Source organism: Sinorhizobium sp. FG01 (assembly GCF_002531875.1).
GTDB classification, from domain to species: domain Bacteria; phylum Pseudomonadota; class Alphaproteobacteria; order Rhizobiales; family Rhizobiaceae; genus Sinorhizobium; species Sinorhizobium fredii_C.
In genome coordinates this window covers 73,557-93,542 of the sequence record NZ_NWTB01000013.1, presented here as the reverse complement: position 1 = coordinate 93,542, position 19,986 = coordinate 73,557, and the positions used below count along the sequence as shown (strand labels likewise).

17 protein-coding genes and 2 pseudogenes are annotated in these 19,986 nt (G+C 62.5%); 5 read left to right on the top strand and 14 right to left on the bottom strand.

Going from position 1 to position 19,986, the window contains the following annotated elements:
• Positions 1-178: 178 nt before the first annotated feature.
• A complete protein-coding gene (locus CO656_RS21740; protein ID WP_037426681.1) occupies positions 179-847 on the top strand; it encodes an FCD domain-containing protein in 669 nt (222 codons plus the stop codon).
• 91 nt (positions 848-938) lie between these two features.
• Here CO656_RS21740 and CO656_RS21735 read toward each other — a convergent pair whose 3' ends face one another.
• The gene (locus CO656_RS21735; RefSeq protein WP_179864818.1) at positions 939-1,823 is read right to left on the bottom strand and encodes a LysR substrate-binding domain-containing protein; all 885 of its coding nucleotides are present in this window, start codon (positions 1,821-1,823) and stop codon (positions 939-941) included.
• 76 nt (positions 1,824-1,899) lie between these two features.
• Here CO656_RS21735 and CO656_RS21730 point away from each other — a divergent pair, with 76 nt between their 5' ends.
• From CO656_RS21730 to CO656_RS21720, 3 genes are read left to right on the top strand one after another with little or no spacing between them, the layout of a single operon-like run.
• Positions 1,900-3,069 (top strand): four-carbon acid sugar kinase family protein, encoded by a 1,170-nt coding sequence (locus tag CO656_RS21730; RefSeq protein WP_097527108.1) that lies wholly within the window; start codon positions 1,900-1,902, stop codon positions 3,067-3,069.
• Positions 3,066-4,064, top strand: coding sequence for a 4-hydroxythreonine-4-phosphate dehydrogenase PdxA (pdxA, locus tag CO656_RS21725; protein ID WP_097527107.1), 999 nt, complete (start codon positions 3,066-3,068; stop codon positions 4,062-4,064). Before CO656_RS21730 ends, pdxA begins: the two co-directional genes overlap by 4 nt.
• A gap of 1 nt (position 4,065) precedes the next feature.
• A complete protein-coding gene (locus CO656_RS21720; RefSeq protein WP_097527106.1) occupies positions 4,066-4,764 on the top strand; it encodes a 4-hydroxythreonine-4-phosphate dehydrogenase in 699 nt (232 codons plus the stop codon).
• A 128-nt stretch (positions 4,765-4,892) separates the two neighbouring features.
• On the opposite strand, the pseudogene CO656_RS21715 reads toward CO656_RS21720, so the two are convergent.
• The 5 genes and pseudogenes from CO656_RS21715 to CO656_RS21695 form a co-directional block, all read right to left on the bottom strand.
• Positions 4,893-5,117, bottom strand: a pseudogene (locus tag CO656_RS21715) (FAD-dependent oxidoreductase); the annotation flags it as partial.
• 60 nt (positions 5,118-5,177) lie between these two features.
• On the bottom strand, positions 5,178-5,654 hold the full coding sequence (locus CO656_RS21710) for an Lrp/AsnC family transcriptional regulator (RefSeq protein WP_037426669.1): 477 nt from the start codon (positions 5,652-5,654) through the stop codon (positions 5,178-5,180).
• Between the two features lie 58 nt (positions 5,655-5,712).
• A complete protein-coding gene (locus tag CO656_RS21705) occupies positions 5,713-7,047 on the bottom strand; it encodes an aspartate aminotransferase family protein (protein ID WP_097527105.1) in 1,335 nt (444 codons plus the stop codon).
• Between the two features lie 103 nt (positions 7,048-7,150).
• Positions 7,151-8,248, bottom strand: coding sequence for a phosphotransferase (locus tag CO656_RS21700; protein WP_234819546.1), 1,098 nt, complete (start codon positions 8,246-8,248; stop codon positions 7,151-7,153).
• A 319-nt stretch (positions 8,249-8,567) separates the two neighbouring features.
• Positions 8,568-9,236: a haloacid dehalogenase type II gene (locus tag CO656_RS21695; protein WP_041413763.1), complete on the bottom strand. Its 669-nt coding sequence runs from the start codon at positions 9,234-9,236 to the stop codon at positions 8,568-8,570.
• Positions 9,237-9,448: 212 nt separating this feature from the next.
• Here CO656_RS21695 and CO656_RS30915 point away from each other — a divergent pair.
• Positions 9,449-9,567, top strand: a pseudogene (locus CO656_RS30915) (NAD(P)(+) transhydrogenase (Re/Si-specific) subunit beta); the annotation flags it as partial.
• Between the two features lie 77 nt (positions 9,568-9,644).
• Here the strand turns inward: CO656_RS30915 and CO656_RS21690 are convergent.
• From CO656_RS21690 to CO656_RS21655, 8 genes are read right to left on the bottom strand one after another with little or no spacing between them, the layout of a single operon-like run.
• Entirely contained in the window at positions 9,645-11,270 is a 1,626-nt protein-coding gene (locus tag CO656_RS21690; protein WP_179864816.1) for a GMC family oxidoreductase, read from the bottom strand.
• Entirely contained in the window at positions 11,267-12,796 is a 1,530-nt protein-coding gene (locus CO656_RS21685) for an FGGY-family carbohydrate kinase (protein ID WP_097527104.1), read from the bottom strand. The genes CO656_RS21690 and CO656_RS21685 overlap by 4 nt, the downstream gene beginning before the upstream one ends.
• 31 nt (positions 12,797-12,827) lie before the next feature.
• Complete coding sequence (locus CO656_RS21680; protein ID WP_097527103.1) at positions 12,828-13,670, bottom strand: class I fructose-bisphosphate aldolase; 843 nt, start codon at positions 13,668-13,670, stop codon at positions 12,828-12,830.
• Entirely contained in the window at positions 13,643-15,391 is a 1,749-nt protein-coding gene (locus tag CO656_RS21675; protein ID WP_097527102.1) for a glycerol-3-phosphate dehydrogenase/oxidase, read from the bottom strand. The genes CO656_RS21680 and CO656_RS21675 overlap by 28 nt, the downstream gene beginning before the upstream one ends.
• An 11-nt stretch (positions 15,392-15,402) precedes the next feature.
• Complete coding sequence (locus CO656_RS21670; RefSeq protein WP_097527101.1) at positions 15,403-16,398, bottom strand: aldo/keto reductase; 996 nt, start codon at positions 16,396-16,398, stop codon at positions 15,403-15,405.
• Positions 16,395-17,402: a sugar-binding transcriptional regulator gene (locus tag CO656_RS21665; protein WP_097527100.1), complete on the bottom strand. Its 1,008-nt coding sequence runs from the start codon at positions 17,400-17,402 to the stop codon at positions 16,395-16,397. Before CO656_RS21665 ends, CO656_RS21670 begins: the two co-directional genes overlap by 4 nt.
• 1 nt (position 17,403) lies before the next feature.
• Positions 17,404-18,393 (bottom strand): ABC transporter permease, encoded by a 990-nt coding sequence (locus tag CO656_RS21660; RefSeq protein ID WP_097527099.1) that lies wholly within the window; start codon positions 18,391-18,393, stop codon positions 17,404-17,406.
• A gap of 22 nt (positions 18,394-18,415) precedes the next feature.
• Positions 18,416-19,942, bottom strand: a complete 1,527-nt coding sequence (locus CO656_RS21655; RefSeq protein WP_097527098.1) for a sugar ABC transporter ATP-binding protein — start codon at positions 19,940-19,942, stop codon at positions 18,416-18,418.
• Positions 19,943-19,986 lie beyond the last annotated feature (44 nt).

Below are 19,986 nucleotides of genomic sequence, written 5' to 3'. Positions count from 1 at the left end.
ACTCGCGGTTATGCGCGCTTATGCGCCAATCGATCTGAAACAGGCGCAGCATGCACTCCCTGTACTTCAGCGCCCTCGCTACCAATTTTGGTTTGTCGCGCAATCAATATAAGATTGGTATTGCAATTGGTGTCAATATAGATCAATTTGGTTGGGGCAAAATAATTAGCGAGGACTCATGAGCGTGGTCTTGAAGGACTTCATCGAGGCGGAAGGTCTGGAGCCCGGGGATCGGTTACCGCCTGAGCGCGATCTGGCGGTTAAACTCGGGCTGCCCCGCACTGCACTTCGACGGATGCTTGCTTCTCTTGAGAAGGAGGGCCGCCTCATCAGGCACGTGGGAAGGGGGACCTTTATCGCTGGCAGCGGGGTTACCTCGACGGCCCTGCGTCGCCCGCCAGGCAGTACGGGAGACACGTTGCGCACGTATCCGGCCGAAGTCTTCGAGGCTCGGCTGATCATGGAGCCCAAGATCGCCGCCTTGGCGGCGTTACGGGCAACCAGCCAGGAAATCGACGAAATGCAGAAGTCGATCGATCGGGGCAGCGCGGCGGAAACCCTGGTCGAATTCGAGAAATGGGACGCCGTCTTTCACCGCATCATCGTCGGAGCCGCGCGCAACGGTCTTCTCGCCTCGCTCTATGAGGGCATTCACACAGTACGAGCGGGAAACCTCTGGGGGAAAATGAAGGAGCAGTCACTAACCCCTGAGCGCATGAAGGCCTATATCGCCAAGCATCAGGCCACTCTTGACGCCATCAAAGATCGCGACAGCAGAGAGGCCGAGCGAAACATGTACGACCACATCGTCGAAGCGAGAGCGAATATACTTGGCCCAAATACCTGAGCACCAGACAGCGATCCTGATTGAAGCGTGTTGCGGCGTCTTCACGTTGTGAGGATGGGGTTCCAATGCGATCCACGCGCCGCAAGGCCGCTCAAGACGCAGCATGGAAATCCTGTTGAATGGCGGCGAGAAGCCAAGATACAAATGGGTCGACCCCAGCCGACTTCTTTGCCAGCGCTGACCGGATGATGCCGTAATGTGAGCCATCTGGCTGAAAGCCGAGTGGCGCGGCGAGGCGGCCTTTGCGGATATCGTCAAGGGCAATGATCTCGGGGCACATGGCCACACCCAGACCGCCGGCTGCCGCCTCCACCATCAGGAAATGATGGTCGAGAAAGCGCGTCGAGCGCGGCTTCGGCGCGTCGGGATTGGCGACGGTCCACTTCCGCCAAGCATCCGGCCGGGTGTTTGCGGCAAGCGCGACATAATCACCGGCCGTAAACCGATCCGTCATGGCGGGATGCATGACAGGACCGACTTGCTCTTCGATCAGCCGTTCGACCTGCCAGTTCGCATCGATGGCGAAGTCCAGCCTGCGGATCGCGAGTGTGATACGGTCGCGCGCAAAATCGAAGCCCCCACCACCGACGGAGAGGTGAAGGTCGATCTCGGGATGGCGATCCTGGAACTCCGAGAGTCGCGGGATCAGCCAGCGCATGGCGATAGACCGTTCGCAGGAAACGACGATCGGTGGTGACGCGTCGACTTTGCGAATATCCTCCAACGCCGACGCAACGAGCGCCAGAGCGTTCGTCGTCGCCTGCGCGAGGCGCGTACCCTCTCCCGTAAGCCTCAGGCCGCGCCCATCGGGTTCCAGCAAACTCGTTTGGAGGTGTTCGGAAAGTTTGGATACGCGCCGGCTGACCGCACCATGCGTCAGGTTTAACTCAGACGCGGCCGCACGCACGGAACCCAGGCGGGCAACGACCTCAAAGGCCCGCAGATCATCGAGGGAAGGAAGGTCCGAACGCTTCATTGGTGACAATCTATCACCAATACACGTTAGATCATATCGATTTTTCTCTTATAACTTGGAGAGTAGCCTTGTGGTCATGGCAGAAACCATTGACCAGATCAAACACGTTGTCGTCGTCGCAGACGACCTAACAAGCGCGGCGGATGGGGCAATCGCTTTCCTGGAACGCGGCTATATCCCTCGTATATGCAGAATGGGATCGGAGAACACCCATGTCAGTCTCGTCTCCATCGACACCGGCAGTCGCACGCTCGGTGAAACCGATGCCGCGCATGTGACGCGCCAAGCGGTAACCAGGCTCGCAGACAGGCCGTTCCTGTATAAGACGATTGACTCCACTCTGCGGGGCCATATCCGCGTGGAAATTGCCGCCGCATTTGTGGCCAGCGGCCGAGCACGGTTGGTCGTCGCGCCTGCTTTTCCCGCTGCCGGGCGAACGACGATCGACGGGATTCAGTTGCTGCACGGCGAGCCGGTTGCCCAAACGGCGTACAGCCGCGACCCTGTCCATCCCGCCCACACGTCTCGCATCGAAGACTTGATCGAGCCCAGCCTCGGCCCCATCGCTAAAATTTCGGAGCACACCGAGGACGGCGAGATCGGGAAGGCCATTGGCAGCGCTCCGGTGGTCATCGTGGATGCATGCGACCAGGTGATGCTGAATCGTCGGGTTGCGGAGATCGCGAAACACGGCCCGGTGCTGTGGGTCGGCTCGCCGGGCATGGCGGAAGCGCTGGCGACGGTAGTCGAGCGGTGCACAGGCCGGCACACCTTCACGCCCGAAGCCACGCCGCGCCGTGTTCTCGTGCTTGTCGGCAGCGCAAATCCTGTCAGCCATTCCCAGTGCGACGCATTGGCCGCGACAGGTGCTTCAGTCGCAATGCGTGCGACGGATATCGACGAGGCAGCCTCTGTCGTCTGCATCCGTACACCACAGATCCGAACCAGCGACCCGGCGAAGCCTCTCGCCATACTGGTGGACGAGGCAGAGATCGCTTTATCCCGGCATCGATACGACGCCATCGTCGCAACGGGCGGAGAAACGATGCACGCCCTTTTGGAACGGCTCTCCATTCACGCTTTCGATTTGATCCGCGAACTCGAGCCCGGCTTTCCCCTCGGCTGCGCTCCTCTTGCCGATGGACGAATGATGCTGCTCGCCATGAAAGCAGGCGGATTCGGTTCCGCCATGACGCTGCACAATGCCGCCGAGGCCATTCGCCGAATTGGAAAGGAGCCCGCATGAACACCTCCCTGCCGCTCGCCGTCACCATGGGCGATCCATCCGGCATCGGGCCGGAGATCGTGGCAAAGACGATGCTTGCCCGCACCGACCTCCGTCGCAGTGTCGTCATTGGCGATCCGGCCGTGATGACGAAGGCCATCGCCAGCCTCGGCGGCGGTCTGCAATTGAACGAGATCCATGACATCGCCGACGCGAAGCCGGATGGCGCCCTGAATATCCTCGCCGCCTCCCGCATCGAAACCCCACCCGCACTCGGCAGGGTGAGCGCCACCAGCGGCCGTATGGCCTATGATGCCATCGTTGCCGCGATCGAACTCGCCAGCACGGGCAAAGTCGCCGGCATCGTGACGGCGCCGATCCACAAGGAGGCGCTCGCCGCTGCGGGGCTTCCATACCCCGGCCACACGGAAATTCTCGCAGAAAAAGGCGGCGCCGGGCGCGTGGCGATGATGCTCGCCAATGACGATATCCGCACCGTTCTTGTAACGATCCATTGTTCGCTGGCACAGGCGATCCGCCAAGCGGATTTTCCGGCACAGATGTCCGCGATACGCCTCGCCCACCAGGGAGGTCGTGCGTTGGGAATCGCCCGCCCCCGCATCGCCGTTGCCGGGCTCAATCCGCATGCCGGCGAGGGCGGTCTCTTCGGAGACGAGGAAATCCGCATCATCGCGCCCGCCATCGCGGCAGCGCGCGCGGATGGCATAGACGCCAGCGGCCCCTGGTCCGGCGATACGGTTTTCATGCAGGCGCGAAACGGCCGCTTCGACGTGGTCGTCGCGCAGTATCACGACCAGGGGCTGATCCCCGTCAAATATCTCGGACTGGAAAAGGGCGTGAACATCACGCTCGGCCTGCCCTTTGTGCGCACAAGCCCCGACCACGGCACGGCCTTTGATATCGCCGGCTGTGGCATCGCCGATCCGAGAAGTCTCGAAACAGCGATCGACTACGCCCGCCGACTGGCGCAGGCACCGTGCGACCAGGAGGATTGACATGACCCCCATCGATTTCATCTTCATGCTGACCCGCAATGACCGGACGATCCCGGATGCGCTGCCGCAGCTTCCCCTGGTGCTTTCTGCGGGTGTCCGTCATATCGGCTTCAAGGATATCGGCCTGCCCTTTGAGGTGCTTTCCGAGCTTAACCGGGAAATCCGGGCCGCAGGCGCGAAGAGTTATCTCGAAGTGGTCTCACTCGACCGCGCCAGCGAAATCGAGTCGGTGCTCGCCGGCCTCACGCTCGGCGTTGACTATCTGCTTGGCGGCACCCATGTCGACGACGTCCTTCCCCTCCTCAAGGGAAGTGGTATCCGCTACTACCCCTTCCCCGGCCGCATCGCGGGCCATCCCAGCGTTCTGGAGGGTTCCCAAGCGGAGATCATTGCAAGCGCAAAAGAGCTTGCCGCCCGCGAGGGCGTGCACGGCCTCGATCTCCTCGCCTATCGCGCCGATGTCGATGTCGCTGACCTCATCCGCGCCGTCTGCGACGCCGTCGCGAAGCCCGTCATCGTCGCAGGTTCGATCGACCGCGCCGAGCGCATCCACGCCGTCGTCAGCGGCCGGGCCGCCGGCTTTACGGTCGGCACCGCCGCTCTCGAAGGCCGCTTCCCTGCGGTCATTCCAGGCTTGACTCATCAGCTACTGGCGATCAACTCCATAAAGAACCAGGCGAAAGCGTTAGCCGCGCAATAATGGAGAATGCACGTGGCAGGCGCTCTGAGCATGCAAGTAGGATCCCCGTCTCGCCTCACGTCGACGGTTCGAGCCACCTCGCCATCGATGGTTTTCACGAACAGGGGCAGAAGTACCTACCCGAACCTAAGATAGCTGTGCGCGAGCCCGTTGTTCAAATGCCCGCCATTGCGGCCGGAGGCGCCCCAGCCGACCTTTTTCGCCTCCAGCACGGCGACCTTGGCGCGTGCCCTAGCGAGCTGCCGGGCGGCGCCGAGGCCGGTGAAGCCACCGCCGATCACCGCGACGTCGTAATGGCCATAGACGGGTGCGAAGGCCGGGGCGGTGTCGTGCCAGTAGGACAGGAATTTCATGGCGGTGCGCTTGCTCGCTGCCCTCAGCCCGGTCGTAGCAGGCGAAGTGTTGATGAGATTCTATGGCCGAAACAGGTTCGTCAGCGGCAGGTGCCCCTTCACGACCGGCGATTTCAGCACGACGAAGCTGAAATACTTGTCTATGCCGACCTCCAACTCGACCAGCCGCTCCATGATCTCTTGATATTCGCCGATCCCGGCGGTCACGAATTTCAAGAGGTAGTCGTAGCCGCCCGAGACCACATGGCATTCGATTAGTTGATCGATCTTCTCGACGGCGGCGAGGAAGCGTGTAAAGTCGATCTGCCGGTGGTTCTTTAGCGTCACCTCGGTGAACACCGTTAACGTCTGTCCCAACTTGCCGACATTGATCTGCGCCGAATAGCCCTCGATATAGCCCTCCGACTGCAGCTTCTTCACGCGCATGAGGCAGGGGCTCGGCGATAGATTCACCACCTCCGAAAGCTCCACATTTGTCATTCGGCCATGCTGCTGCAGCACGTGCAGGATCTTGATGTCGATCCGATCTAGTTTCATGGACCTAGCTTTCGCTGATGAGAATAGCGAGTGTATTCGGCTGCCGAGGCAGCCGACGTTACACCTGCGCAACGGCCTTCTTGAGCGCGCTTTCCATGGCTTCGAGGAACCGATCCACATGCTCCGCCTGGCAGATCAGTGGGGGACGCACCTTCAGCGTATCCTCGTTGGCGCCCGTCGTGCTGATGAGAACGCCATCGTCACGCATCAGGTTTACGATATCCAAAGCCATGGCTCGCCGGCTGGCCTCTCCCGCTCCATCCAACCCGATGTCGATGCCGAAGAACAGCCCGGCGTTTCGGACGCCGCGAATACCGGGGTGCAGCTTGGCAAGATGCTCCAACCCCAACCGCAGGCGCTCGCTCATGGCAAGCGCATGCTCGGGGATCCGATCCCGATGCAAAATAGTCAGGACGGCGTCGGCTGCCGCGATCCCGACAGTATTGCCACCGAAGGTGTTTGAATACCGGGCAGTAGCGCCAAAGCGATCCATCGGTGCCTTGCGGCCAACAACCGCGCCGATTGGAAATCCATTGCCCATGGGCTTGCCGAGGGTAACGAGGTCCGGAACAAATTCGTGTCGCTCAAAACCCCACATATGTGTGCCCGTCCGCCCGAATCCCGGCTGAACTTCATCGGCAATCACGAGGCCACCCGCCTCCTGCACCGCCTTGACTCCGCCGGCGATGAAGCCAGGCGGGTCCACCCAGACGCCGTCGCTGGAGAAAATGCTGTCGATGAGGAGGGCCGCGACGCCAATGCCACGCCGATTCAAATCGGCGATAGCGGAGCGAACCTGTTCTTCAAAAAATTCCGCAGCTTGCCGGTCCGGCACGCCCGCGGGACCGTGCAGCGACACCATACGGACGGCAGGACTGAGCTTGACGGCGTCGCCCAGATTGGGCGACGCCATCGCCGTGGCCGCGCTGGTGCCGTGATAGGCATGGGAAGAGACAATCACGCCCTCGCTGCCGCTGGTCAGCCGGGCGATCCGGAGCGCCAGATCGTTCGACTCGCTACCCGTGCAGGTGAAGACAACGCGGTTCAGCTCCTCGGGAAAGGTGGCCACGAGCCGTTCGGCGTAATCGACAAGCCTCGGCTCGAGATAGCGGGTATTTGCGCTAATTCGGCTGGCTTGTTCCGCCATGGCAGCGTTGATCTCTGGATTGCAATGCCCAAGAGAGGGCACATTGTTATAGAAATCCAGATAGCGACGTCCGTCGGGGTCGTAGAGCCATATGCCCTCGCCGCGAACGAAATGTACCGGTCGGCGGTATTGGAGCCTGTAGGAGGCTCCGAGTACGCTGTCGCGCCGGGCGATCAGCTCAGATTCGCGGGGGGGAATTGTGGCTTCCCCGGGGGTAAAGCGGTTGGGCATGAGATCTGTGGACATAGCTTTGATCCTGCTTAAGTTTCCACCGCGAGAAGGTCGCGAGTTACCGTACTCATTCCAAGGCGAGTGACGAAACACTCGGAGTGCCTTCGGCAACGCCGAACTAAGGCACCGCGCGATGCACAGCCATCTCCGCCTCCCCGACGCCTAACGCCGATAGGATAGCGAGCCCGCGCTCGGCCCGGGCCACGTTCTTCTTGATATATGCTGCCTCGGCCGGAAACAGCCCGGCTCGCCAGTAGTTGATTAGGATGAGGGCGCTTTGCCGCGCCTGTATCAGCCCGACGAGCAGTTTTGCCTCAAGCGCGGAAAGCGGGCGCACTGAAGCATAACCAGCGATGAGATTTTCTGCGCCCCCCAGAGCCAAAGACGGGTCCGTCACGACGTGGCTTGCCGCAATCGCGAGATCCTGGATCCGTGGGCCCCAGCAACCGTCGCCGAAATCGATAAACGCGACTCCATTATCGGTCAGGAGCGCGTTGAACGGGCTGGGGTCATTGTGCGTGACCTGCCATGCTACCTCGCGCAGTTGCGGCTCGATAAGCTCGACATAATTGCGCATGGCAAGACGCACGGAATCTGCAACGGGTCCTGAAGGCAGATGCTCCTCCAGTTGCATTAGCCTCGGCCAACATCCGACATGCCAAAGGACCGGGCGGTGCATGGCGGGCAACTTCAGAGGCTCGAGAGCCAAACTGAGCCTGCCGAGCGCCTGGCCGACCCGGTAAAGGACGTCCGGAGTTGCGTTCGCCTGGTGCAGCGGCACCCCCGGAAGTCGGGTCTGCAGGTAGCCGCAAATCTCCTCCTCTTCGAACATGAGCGTACCGCCACTGGTACGCACAATGTGAGGTGCTGCAAAACCGGAAGCGCCTTCCAGCCCTGCGAGGGCCGCAACCTGGAAGCGGAAACTGTCTCTTCCTTCCGGCCGCGCTGACGTTTTGAGGATCAACCGACCGCCGTTGGACAGGGTGACGTCCGCGGTACACTCGACTTCCGAGGACAGGACCATGATCGTTCCCGTCAGACCGTAGTGGCGTAGTAGCAGCTCACCCGACACGCGCGCTTCCGCCGCGCTTGGCTTTGTCGTCAGAATAGCGGCGGCGGCCCGAAAATACACTTCAGTGAAAGGCATGCCGACCGACTGGGTGCCGTCGAGATGACCCTCGCCGTCGTCCGGAAGCGCATCGTTACAAGCATCCAAGATTGAGACCTCGCACTGTTTGGAGCGGCATGCTCTGCGGCATCCGAGAAGCGACCGTCGAGATGGCATCCATTCCGCGACACCCAGCCCTGATAAGGTCGGGCGATTTCTGCTGAAGGCGGGCGGACCACCGTCCCGCCTTCAGCACGATTGTCTCGGTCCCAGCTCTGGGAATTACCTCGCTCGCGCTGGGCCCGTGATGCCACCGCCGAACATGGCGGCACCGTAATGGTCCTTCTCGACCCCTCGACACTCCGGCAAACCGAGGTTCGTTATCGGGCCGCTGGAAGAGAGGTTTTCAGATGTAATTCAGGCTTCCTCAGAGCCCGACAACGCCTGGCAATTCCGAGATGCCGGCGATCTCGGTATAACCGTAATAGGGATTGGCCGGCTCGTGACCGCGATTGACCCAAACCTTATTCTTGATCCCGAGGTCATGAGCGGACATCAGATCGTAGCGGAACGAGGAGGAGCAATGCAGTATGTCCTCCGGACCGCAGCCAAGCATGTCGAGCATATATTCGAAGGCCCGGAAGTGCGGCTTGTAGGCCTGAGCCTCTTCGGCGGTGTAAACGGCGTGGAAAGGCGCGCCGAGCTTCTCGACGTTGGACATGATCTGCGAGTTCATTGCATTTGACAGGATGACCAGCGGAATCTCCTTGGCCACCTTGGCAAGCCCAGCCGGAACGTCCGGATGCGGCCCCCAGGTGGGAACGCGTTCGTATACCATCTGGGCGTCTTCGTCCTTGAAGTCGACGCCGTTGCGTTTGCAGGTCCTCGCCAGTGCGTTATGGACCACCTCCGCATAGGGCTTCCAGTCGGCCATGACTTCATCGAGTCGGTACGCCGAGAAGTCCGCGATGAATTGCAGCATCTTCTGCTCGCTCATGCGGTCGCCGTAAAGATCGCGTGCCGCCTCCGCCATCTGAAAGTTGATCAGCGTGCCGTGGCAGTCGAAGGTGATGTATTTTGGGCGGAAAGTGGTCATGCGCTTCGTCCTTTTTTGGCGGGGATCTGTTTCCGTATGAAAAATCATAAGTCCGCCTCAGCCGCTGTACCGTCCGGATTCCCCGGCTCGTCAGCAGAAAATTCTGGACCAAATGTCAGGTTGGCTCTTTCGATTGCGCGGGGACGGTGATCCCTGCCGCCGAGGCGCCGAGGGCGGAGCCTCCAAGGGACAACAACAACCCGCTTTTCAGCACCTGCCGCAAACTCTTCGTCAAGCGCTCGCTCGGCTCCGGCTATGCCGGCATCGACAACACGCTGTTCTACCAGGATGGCACGACAATGCTCGTCGCGACGCCAAGAAGGTCACCTAGGAGATCGTCAAGGCGTCGATCCTCGGAGGTGCGGGCTCCAGCCCCGTGGCTGTGCTCCAAGGCGCCTCGAGTAATCCTCATAACCGCTTCAGAATGGCTTCTGATGCCTTCTCCGCGATCATGATCACCGGCGAGTTCGTATTGCCGGAGACAATCGTCGGCATGATGGAGGCGTCGATGACACGCAATCGGCCGATGCCGTGCACGCGTAGCTTCGCGTCCACCACTGCCATAGTGTCACTTCCCATCTTGCAGGTACCGACGGGGTGGAAGATGGTCGTCGCAATGTCGCCGGCGCGGCGGATCAAATCCTCGTCGCTGTCGTGCTTGCGGCCGGGAAGCATTTCCTGGGGTCGGAATCGCGCGAGCGCCTTCGTTTCCATGAGGCTGCGGGCGTGCCGGATGGACTTCGCCGCAAGCAGTCGATCGCCGGCGGTGGAGAGATAATTTGGGCGGATCTCCGGTGGCGGTGCCGCATCACGCGCGGTGACATGCGCTGTGCCGCGGCTCTCCGGCCGGAGATTGCAGACGGACACCGTAACGGCGGGATAGCGGTGCAACGGCTCACCGAGCCGGTCTGTACTAAGCGGCTGAACGTGATACTCGAGATCGGCCGTCGCGACGGCCGGATCGCTCTTGGCGAAGATCCCGAGTTGGCTCGGCGCCATGGAGAGCGGGCCGGATCGGCTGATGGCATATTGCAGACCCATGCCGACCCGGCTGAAGACGTTGTGATAGAGCTGATTTAGCGTACGCGCGCCTTCAATCCTGAAGACTGTGCGTATCTGCAGGTGATCCTGAAGGTTCTCGCCGACGCCCTGAAGTTCGTGGTGGACGGGAATGCCAAGGGTGGACAGCAGGTCCGGCCGACCGACGCCCGACAGCTCCAGGATTTTCGGCGAGTTGATGGCGCCAGCCGACAACACCACTTCGCGTGATGCATGAGCGATCCAGAGGCGGCTGCCAAGGCGGAAACGCACGCCGGTGACCATCTTGCCGTCAAACTCCAGCCGTTCGGTCTCGGCCCCGGTCAGGACGCGCAAATTCTTTCGTTTCATTGCCGGCCGCAGGAAGGCTTTCGTTGTGTTCCAGCGCACGCCGCCGCGCTGGTTGACTTCGAAATAGCCGGAACCCTCGTTGTCGCCGCCGTTGAAATCATCTGTCTTCGGGATGCCGAGCTCTTCCGCCGCATCGCGGAAGGCATCGAGGATCGGCCAAGAGAGGCGCTGGCGCTCGACGCGCCACTCGCCGCCCGTCCCGTGCATGGCGGACTTGCCGCGGTAACTGTCCTCCGACTTCAGGAAATAGGGCAGCACGTCGTCCCAGCCCCAGCCCACATTGCCCGCCTGCCGCCAGCCGTCATAGTCGGCAGCCTGCCCGCGCATGTAGATCATGCCGTTGATCGACGAGCAGCCGCCGAGCACCTTGCCGCGCGGATAGTTCAGCGCGCGGCCGTTGAGGCCGGCTTCCGCCGCCGTCTTCATCATCCAGTCGGTGCGCGGATTGCCCATGCAGTAGAGATAGCCGATCGGCACATGGACCCAATGGTAGCGGTCGCTGCCGCCCGCTTCGAGCAGCAACACTCGATTCTTGGGATCGGCCGAGAGCCGGTTTGCGAGAACGCAGCCAGCCGAACCGGCACCGACGATAATGAAGTCATATATGCCTTCGTCGGCCGGCATTTCAGTGTCATGCACGGTCATGCTGCAACTCCCGTCTCCCGGCCTGTGGTTGCCGAAAGCCGCCGCCAAAGCGGGGTCATCGCCTCCGCTATGTCCCTGTAGAGCGCATAGCGGCGATGATAGTGCGCGGCGAGCACGCTATTCGGTCTGTAGTGCCGGTCGACACGTACCATGGCAGCCGCGCCCTCTGTGAAATCGGCGAAGAGGCCGACGCCCGCCCCCGCCGCGATCGCCGCACCCAGCGCGCCCGTTTCCCGCGAGACCGAGACGGAGACGGGAACGCCGAGCAAATCGGCAAAGATCTGCGGCCAGAGGCGGCTGCGCGATCCGCCGCCAGAGAGCACTGCCTCGTCGAAGGACGCGCCTGCCTTGCGGATCGTCTCTATATGCTGGCGATGACCGAAGGCAACGCCTTCGAGCAGGGCACGGATTAGATGTCCCTTGGTGTGCCAGCCGGCAATTCCGTAGAAGCCCGCCCGCGCGTGGCCGTCCCGCTGGGCGCCGTAGAGATAGGGGTGGTAGAGCGGATCATCCGCCGCAGGCTCGACGGCAGCCGCCAGCGCGCAGCAGGCGTCGAAGGGCGAGAGGCTCTCCGCATGCTGCCCCTCGAAGAACTCGCGCACAAGCCATTCGAGATTGGCTGCCGAGGTAGCGCTGTTTTCCATCGCCATGTAGCGGGTGCGATCGAAGGTCGAGGACATGAAGACGGGGCCATCGAGGTCGGGACCGTCGATGATGACCTGGTTGATGCTCCAGGTGCCGGCGATGATCGAGGCACTGCCGGTGCGCGATACGCCCGAGCCAAGCGCCGAGGCGACGACGTCGAACAGCCCGCCGATCACCGGCGTGCCCGCGGCAAGACCGGTCTCTCTCGCCACCGCCTCCGTCACCATGCCGGCGATGTCGGTGCTTTCGATAAGTGGCGGCAGGAGGTCCATGCAATCGGCCAGGCCATAGGCCTCCATCAGCGTTCTGTCATAGCGGCGCGCTGCGAGATCGAGCAGGCCGGCGCCCGACATGTCCGAGACTTCGCTGACGCGGCTGCCGGTCAGGCGGTTGACGACGAAATCCTTGGAGAAGAACACCGTGCCGATGCGCCTGAAGACCTCCGGCCTGTGGCGCTTCAGCCAGGCGAGGAGGGTCGGCGTCTGCGAGGACCAGGGGCGCTGACGCGCGATCGGATAGGTCTGCTCGCCGACCCCTTCGGCGGCCCATTCCTCGACGAGGGCGGTCGCCCTCGTATCCAGTGACTGGATGCCGAGCAGCGGCTCGCCGTACTTGTCGAGCGCATAAAGCCCATTGCCGTGACCGGCGCAGCCGATCGCGGCGATGTCGCTCGCCGCAATCCCCGCGTTGTCGAGGCAGGCGCGAATGACGCGCTTGGCATTGGCCCAGAGCTCGCTGAGATCGCGTTCGACATGCCCGGGGCACGGCATGCGGCTATGCCCCTCCTCCCCGGCCTGCGCCAGCTCCCGGCCCGTCCGATCGAAGATCACCGCTTTGATGACGGTGTTGCCAGCGTCGAGCCCTAACAGATAGTTTTGCATTCTGAGCCCCTTCCAAGGTCTGTGCCGCGCCTCACCCTTGCTGATAGAGTGCGAAGGCCTCCTCACCGCTCGCGTCCTCATGAACGATTGCCATCAGCCCGCGCACCACGGCGCTCGGTTTGGCGTGCTGGTAGATGTTGCGCCCATAGACCATGCCCATAGCACCCTGCCGCATCAAGGCGGCAGACTTGTCGAAGACGGCGCGAAGGTCTTCCTTGCCGCCGCCGCGCACGAGCACCGGGCAGCGCGCCGCTTCGACTACACGATGGAAATCCTCCGGATTCGTCGTCGGGTCAGCCTTGATGATGTCCGCGCCCATCTCGCGGGCAAGCCGCGTCAGCGTGACGATCTTGTCGGCGTCGCCGTCGACCATGTAGCCGCCGCGTTCGGTTACCGGCTGCATGACGAGTGGTTCAATCATCAGCGGCATGCCGTACTCTTCGCAGTCTGCCCGCACGCGCGAAATGTTCTGGACGCATTGGCGGAACAGATCGGGCTCATCCGGCAGCATGAAGAGATTGACCACCACGCAGGCGGCATCCATCTGCAATGCGCCGATCAGCGGTTCGGCCTCGTTCTGCAACACCGCCCACATGTCGCGATGGCGGATGCGGTTATAGGGATTGCCCATGTCGATGCGCATGACGAGAGCCGGCTTGTCCTTGCCGGGAAGGTCCTGCAACAGGTCGGCCTGGCCGTGGTTCATCTGGATCGCGTCAGGTCTGGCATCGACCAGCGCCTTTACGACGGCTGGCATATTCTCCAGGCCATCGAGAAAGGACGGCTCGTTGCACACGCCGTGATCGATCGCCACGTCCAGGCAACGGCCGTCGCCGAACAGTCGGTTCACCCGGACCTTGCGGTTGTGTCGCATAATTCACTCCTTTGTTCGTTCCTTGCGGAAAGGGTTGCCTCCGCGACGCCGTGGCGCTCGCGCATGAGGGTGAGAAAACGGCTGTGCTCCTCGGCCTTGCGCGGCGCCGGCCAGCCTTTTTCGGCTGCAAGCAGGTCGAGCGCGGCCTCGGCCATGTCGAGGGAAAGCTCACCGGTGATGGCGAGTGTCGTGCGTCGGAGGAGCAGATCGTCCAGATACTCGACCGCCTCCGTGCGGATGAGATGCAGGAGCTCCCGGGCGCTGTAGCCGGCATGGGGCAAGCGGTGGTCCGGCCCCGCCGCGGCGAAGCGGGCGACGTCTTCCGCGTCTGTGCCGTAGCGCTCGAAAAGCGTTGCGGCGCGATCGGGGGGAAGGCCTGTCGAGTCCGACAGGTCCCGGATCCAGCCGTTACGGTTTTCTGGAAATGCGCGTCCGCCGCCGAAAGTGCGATCGGCCGTATCGACGCAGCGGCTATGGCCGAGCCGTTCCAGCGCCATATCGGCGGCCAGCTCGCCGAAGGATCGGAAAGTCGTCCACTTGCCGCCTATCATGCAGAGCACCGGCGGCCCGCCTTCGCGGGCTTGGAGCATGGTGCAGAAATGGTCGCGTGGAATGCGGCCGGTGAAGCTGTCGTTGCTCGCCGGCAGCGGGCGTACGCCGGCAAACTGAAAGACAATTTCTTCCGGTCGGATGCGCACGCCCGGCAGCACGAAGGCAAGCGATTGCAGGATATAGTCCCGCTCATCGGCTTCGCACCGCGCAGCATCGGGATCGTCGACGCGGATATCCGTCGAGCCAACCAGCACCTTCCCGAGATAGGGAAACAGAATGCAAATGCGTCCGTCCTCGTTCTCGTAGTAGATCATGTGCCCGTCGAGCATGTCGTGGAGCGCAGGATTGTCGATGATCAGATGCGAGCCTTTCGTGCCACCTATAAGCGGCGCGGGTCGGTCGCCTGCAGGAAACAGTGTAGCGTTTGCCATGTCGATCCAGCCGCCGGTGGCGTTGATGACCAGCCGCGGCCGTATCGCGAGTCTTTCGCCGGAAAGGCTGTCATGCAGCAGGAATTCCCCGGCATCGGCCTGCTCCATCGTCGCGTAGTTCAGGGCACAAGCATTCGCCCCGGCGGACAGAGCGTCGCGCAACAGCTCGACGCCGAGTCGCTCGGGATGACTGACCCAGGCATCGTAATAGGTCGCGGAGCTTAGAACTGCCGAATTGAGCGCCGGCCATTTTTCCAGCGTCGCCTTGCGGCCGCGGAACTGGTGGCGCGGCATCAGCGCACGCTTGCGCGTCAAGAAATCGTATATGCCGAGACCGGCCTTAACGGTGACGGTACCTCGACGGCTGGGGCGGCGGGTGAGACCGAGAAAGCGCACGATGCCGTTGGCAAGACCGGAGAAGACATCGAAGATCGGCACCGTAGTCGGCAGCGGAGCGACATAGTGGGGGGCGTTACGCAGCAGCCGGTCGCGCTCAACGAGCGACTCCCGCACCAGGCTGAACTCACCATTCTCTAGATAGCGCAGACCGCCGTGGACCATGCGCGACAGCGCAGCGCTTGCTCCGGAGCAATAGTCCCCCTTCTCGACCAGCAGCACGCTCGCGCCCTGCAGCGCCAGCTCGCGGAAAACGCTGATCCCGTTGATACCGCCGCCAAGGACGCACACGTCCACCTTCGGGCTTTGGCGAAGCCCGTCCAAAGTCTCTTTTCGGTTCATATGACAGTCCGCTATCCGTCCATGTTGGCCAGCTTCGCCGAAACGGCCGCTTCGATGGCTGCCAGGTCTTCATCAGAAAGCCGCAGCGTGCCGGCCCGCGCATTGTCGAGCGCCTGCGCTGGATTTCGCGCGCCGCATAGGGCAAAGGTCACCCCCGGCTGTCTCAGTGTCCAGGCGATTACCGTCTGCGCTATGCTGGCGCCGTGCCGCTCCGCGACGGGCCAGATCGTCTCGGCGAAATCCTTCGCCTTCTGCCGGTTGGCCACGGAAAAGCGTGGATTGTCCCTGCGCTGGTCGTCGCCTGAAAACGCCCGGTCCGGTCCTATGGTGCCAGAGAGCAGGCCGAGCGCGAGCGAGGAATAGCTGAGCATCGACACGCGGTTGGCAACCGTGAGCGGCAGCAGGTCCGCCTCGATCCGGCGATCGATCATGCTGAACCGCTCCTGGATCGCGTCGAGCGATCCGGTGCTGATGTATTGCTCCAGCTCCGACCGGCTGACGTTGCTGGCGCCGATCGCGCGGATCTTGCCGGCTCGCTTCAGCTCTTCCAGAGCCGCAACCGTCTCCTCGACCGGCGTCGTCGCGTCCTGCCAGTGGGTGATATAGAGGTCGATATGATCCGTGCCGAGCCGGCGCAGGCTTTGCTCAACCTCATGGATGATCGAGTTCCGACCGAGGTAACGATGGACCGGCTTGCTATCCTGGTCGAAGAAGTGGTTGCCTTCCTGCGTATGCCACACAAGGCCGCATTTCGTAGCGACCACCGCCTTGTCGCGCCGGCCCTCAATTGCCTTGCCGACGATCTCTTCCGACCGGCCGAGGCCATAGGCCGGCGCCGTATCGATGAGAGTGACGCCGGCGTCGAGCGAAGCGTGAATGGCGGCAATCGCTTCCGCCTCATCCGTTCCGCCCCACATCCAGCCGCCGATCGCCCAGGTGCCGAGGCCGACGGCCGATGCCTTGACGCCGGAACGTCCGATCTCGCGGGTTAACTGCTCGCCACTCATGCGGAAAATCCTTGCTCGTACGCAATTTCAAGAATACGCGCGCCGGTGGCCTCGTCGGTTACGAGCGTGTCGAGATGGTTGCCCCGCATGACGCTGAGAATCGGGCCCGCCTTGTTGGGTCCGCTCGCGACCCCGATCTTGGTCGGGATCGAGGCAAATTCCTCAAGCGTCAGCGACACCAGCGAACGGTTGAGGCTGTAGTCGCAAACCCGGCCCCGATCGTCGAGCAGGTGCGCGAGCAGTTCGCAGGTCGCGCCGGAGCGTTCGATCGCCGCCCGATCGGTGCTGGAGGACGGGTGCAGATCGTAGTAGCTCGAGTCGTCCGTCAGGATTGAGCCTATGCCGACCACCGCCACCTTCGCCTCGCGCGCCCGTTTGAAGACGTCGGCGACGGAACGCATGTTGATCAGCATCGCCCGCTGCTCGGCATCGTCGGCAAAGAGGGGTGCGTGGATCTGGTAGGAGCGCCCACCGAGCCGGTCGGCCATCAGGGTCGAGACATGGTTGACGTCCGTATAGTGTTTCCCCTGTACGCAGCCCGTTGCCGGAATGACCTCGACATCGAAGCGGCGCAGCGGCTGCAGGCCGGCGACGACGGCGCTGACGCCCTTGCCGCCAGTGATGCAGATCGTGTCGCCGTCGCCGATCTGCTCGAGCAACAGCCGTGCCGCCGCCTCGCCGACCGCCTGGAGCGCGGTCTGCGGGTTGTCGGAGACGGTGGGCACCACGACTGCGCGGCTGATGCCGCCGAGCGCCAGAAGCCGTTCCTCCATGTCGACCAGCGCCTCGACCGGTGATTTGATCTTGATCTCAACGAGACCGAGCTGGCGGCCGCGCTTGATAAGGCGGTTGACGGTGGCCTGCGAGATGCCGAGCTGCTCGGCGATCTGTGCCTGCGTCAGACCTTCCATATAGTGCAGGACCAGCGCCTGGTGCATCTGGCGGGCGATGACGATCTCCTCGCGCGGTGCTGTCGTCTTGGGTTTCGGATTGGCAATTGGCATGTCAGGCGGCCTTCCGCTTGTGCAGGAAATGGTCGATGGAAACGGCAGCGAGCAGAATGCACCCCTTGATCATGTCCTGCCAATAGACCGAAACATCGAGCAGGATCAGAGAGCTGGTGACGACAGAAAGAAGCGCTATGCCGAGGATGGCGCCGAGGATCGTGCCGGAGCCGCCGTTGAGTGAGGCGCCGCCGATCACCGCCGCGGCGATGATGTTGAGTTCCATGCCGACGCCGAACGTGGGGGTCGCGGCGCCGAAGCGGGACATGTAGATGACGCCTGCAACACCGGCGAGAGTTGAACAGAGCACTGTCACCCAGAACTTCACCTGACTGGTCTTGATACCGGAATAGAGCGCCGCCTTCTCGTTGCTGCCGGTGTAGAAGACCTTGCGAAAGGCGGTCGCCCGGCGCAGCAGGAAATCGAACAGGATGACGACGGCGACGAAGATCAGAATGACATAGGGAACGCCGTAAAACGTGCCCTGCCCAACCGCCTTGAAGCCCGCCGGCAGCGTGAAGAGCGAAAGCGGCGTGCCCTTTGTGATGATGAGGCAAAGCCCGCGCACGATCACCATGGCGGCGAGCGATGTGATAAAGTGGTTGAGGCCCACGACCGTCACGAAGAAGCCCATGATACCGCCGATAGCGCTACTCACAACGATGCCCACGAGCGAGGCCATCCAAGGGTCGAGACCGGCGAGGAAGAGCGTGCCCGAGAGCACCATTGCAAAGCAGACGACGGAGCCGACCGCGAGGTCGATGCCACCGACGATGAGCAAGATCGTCATGCCCACGACGACGATGCCTTCAACCGAAAAACTCATCAGCATGGCGCGGAAGTTGCCGAGTGTCAGGAAGTGCGGCGAGGCGAAGCTCATGACCACGCAGAGCGTGAGGATGATCGCGATCAGCCCCGCCTCGCGCATCCTGCCGATGCGTTTCCAGGAGGATGTCTTCGTCGCGCCTGCCACCATCGTGTCGATTGCCATTCCCGTCCCTCCCACGTTCTCGTCACCCGGCATGGTTTGCCGCCTTTGCCGTCCCCACCCCTGAGGCAAGGCGGATCACGGCCTCTTCCGTCATCTCGTCGGCGCCGAGTTCACCGGCGATGCGGCCCTCCCGGACGACGAGCACGCGGTCTGAGAGGCCGAGCAGCTCCGGCATTTCCGATGAGATGAGGATGATGCCGATGCCCGAGCGGGCAAGCTCGCGCAACAGCCGGTGGATCTCGGCCTTCGCGCCCACATCGATGCCGCGTGTCGGCTCGTCCATCAGAATGACCTTCGGCTTCACCGCGAGTTGCTTGGCGATCGCAACTTTCTGCTGGTTGCCGCCGGAGAGCGATTTTGCGGGTGCCTCGATTCCGCCCATCCGGACCGCAAGCCGCCGGGCGAGACCCTCGGCAAGCGCAGCCTCCGCACGTGCGTTCATGAGACCGACTGAATTCGTCATCGACCTCAGGTCCAGCACCGACATGTTCTTCGCGATCGACATCTCCAGAAACACGCCGGAGCCCTTGCGGTCCTCCGACAGATAGACGATCCCGGCCTTCACGGCATCGGAATAGGAATTGAACTTCTGCGTCTTGCCGCGCAGGCATACTGTGCCCGCCGTGCGCGCTCCAAGCCCGCAGATCGCCTCGGCGATTTCCGTGCGGCCGGATCCGATCAGGCCGCCGATGCCAAGAATCTCGCCCTTGCGCAGCGCGAAGCTGACGCCATGAAAACGCTCGCCGTCACCGATGGTGTCCACCTCGAAGATCGGCTCGCCGGACGCCTCACCGGGCCTAAGCTTCTCCGGGTAAAGCTGCGTGATCTCGCGCCCCACCATATGGCGTACCACGTCATCCGGCGTGATGTCGGCAATGCGGTCGGTGCAGACGTAACGACCGTCGCGGAACACGGTGACCCGGTCGCAGAGGCTGAATATCTCGGCCATGCGATGACTGATATAGATGATCGATATGCCGTTCGCCTTGAGGTCGCGGATAATCGCAAAGAGCTGCTGTGCCTCGCTTTCGGTCAGCGCCGCGGTCGGCTCGTCCAGGATCAGCACCCGGCAGTCGAGCGTCAGAGCCTTCGCGATCTCGACGAGCTGCTGACTGGAAATCGGCAGATCGGCGACCTTGCGGCCGACGTCGATTGCGCCCAACCGGTTCATTACCGTCTGCGCCGCGCGTTCGAGCGCGCGGTAGTTCATGAAGGGGGCACGGCGGCGGTTGGTCGCCGCCATGAACATGTTTTCCGCAACGGTCACATCCGGGCAGAGCGCGATTTCCTGATGCACGAGCCCAATGCCGAGTGATTGGGCGACGGCTGGCGAGGGGATCCGTACGATCTTCCCGTCCATTCGGATCTCACCCTCGGTTGGCTGCAGTACGCCGGCGATGATGTTCATCAGCGTCGACTTGCCGGCGCCGTTCTCGCCGCACAGCGCATGGATCTCACCGCGTTCGAGCATGAAGTCGACGTCCGTCAGCGCCTTCACCGCACCGAAGTGCTTGGTGACATGATGAATGGTCAGCACAGGCTCCGCCATCGTGTTCCTCCCCTCCCCGAACCATCCGCGCCATGAGGCGCGGA

What these genes read in the sequence shown, in the direction of transcription:
- CO656_RS21740 (WP_037426681.1), top strand. Translation starts at nt 179, where the DNA reads ATGAGCGTGGTCTTGAAGGACTTCATCGAGGCGGAAGGTCTGGAGCCC.
- CO656_RS21735 (WP_179864818.1), bottom strand. Translation starts at nt 1,823, where the DNA reads ATGAAGCGTTCGGACCTTCCTTCCCTCGATGATCTGCGGGCCTTTGAG.
- CO656_RS21730 (WP_097527108.1), top strand. Translation starts at nt 1,900, where the DNA reads ATGGCAGAAACCATTGACCAGATCAAACACGTTGTCGTCGTCGCAGAC.
- pdxA (WP_097527107.1), top strand. Translation starts at nt 3,066, where the DNA reads ATGAACACCTCCCTGCCGCTCGCCGTCACCATGGGCGATCCATCCGGC.
- CO656_RS21720 (WP_097527106.1), top strand. Translation starts at nt 4,066, where the DNA reads ATGACCCCCATCGATTTCATCTTCATGCTGACCCGCAATGACCGGACG.
- CO656_RS21710 (WP_037426669.1), bottom strand. Translation starts at nt 5,654, where the DNA reads ATGAAACTAGATCGGATCGACATCAAGATCCTGCACGTGCTGCAGCAG.
- CO656_RS21705 (WP_097527105.1), bottom strand. Translation starts at nt 7,047, where the DNA reads ATGTCCACAGATCTCATGCCCAACCGCTTTACCCCCGGGGAAGCCACA.
- CO656_RS21695 (WP_041413763.1), bottom strand. Translation starts at nt 9,236, where the DNA reads ATGACCACTTTCCGCCCAAAATACATCACCTTCGACTGCCACGGCACG.
- CO656_RS21690 (WP_179864816.1), bottom strand. Translation starts at nt 11,270, where the DNA reads ATGACCGTGCATGACACTGAAATGCCGGCCGACGAAGGCATATATGAC.
- CO656_RS21685 (WP_097527104.1), bottom strand. Translation starts at nt 12,796, where the DNA reads ATGCAAAACTATCTGTTAGGGCTCGACGCTGGCAACACCGTCATCAAA.
- CO656_RS21680 (WP_097527103.1), bottom strand. Translation starts at nt 13,670, where the DNA reads ATGCGACACAACCGCAAGGTCCGGGTGAACCGACTGTTCGGCGACGGC.
- CO656_RS21675 (WP_097527102.1), bottom strand. Translation starts at nt 15,391, where the DNA reads ATGAACCGAAAAGAGACTTTGGACGGGCTTCGCCAAAGCCCGAAGGTG.
- CO656_RS21670 (WP_097527101.1), bottom strand. Translation starts at nt 16,398, where the DNA reads ATGAGTGGCGAGCAGTTAACCCGCGAGATCGGACGTTCCGGCGTCAAG.
- CO656_RS21665 (WP_097527100.1), bottom strand. Translation starts at nt 17,402, where the DNA reads ATGCCAATTGCCAATCCGAAACCCAAGACGACAGCACCGCGCGAGGAG.
- CO656_RS21660 (WP_097527099.1), bottom strand. Translation starts at nt 18,393, where the DNA reads ATGGCAATCGACACGATGGTGGCAGGCGCGACGAAGACATCCTCCTGG.
- CO656_RS21655 (WP_097527098.1), bottom strand. Translation starts at nt 19,942, where the DNA reads ATGGCGGAGCCTGTGCTGACCATTCATCATGTCACCAAGCACTTCGGT.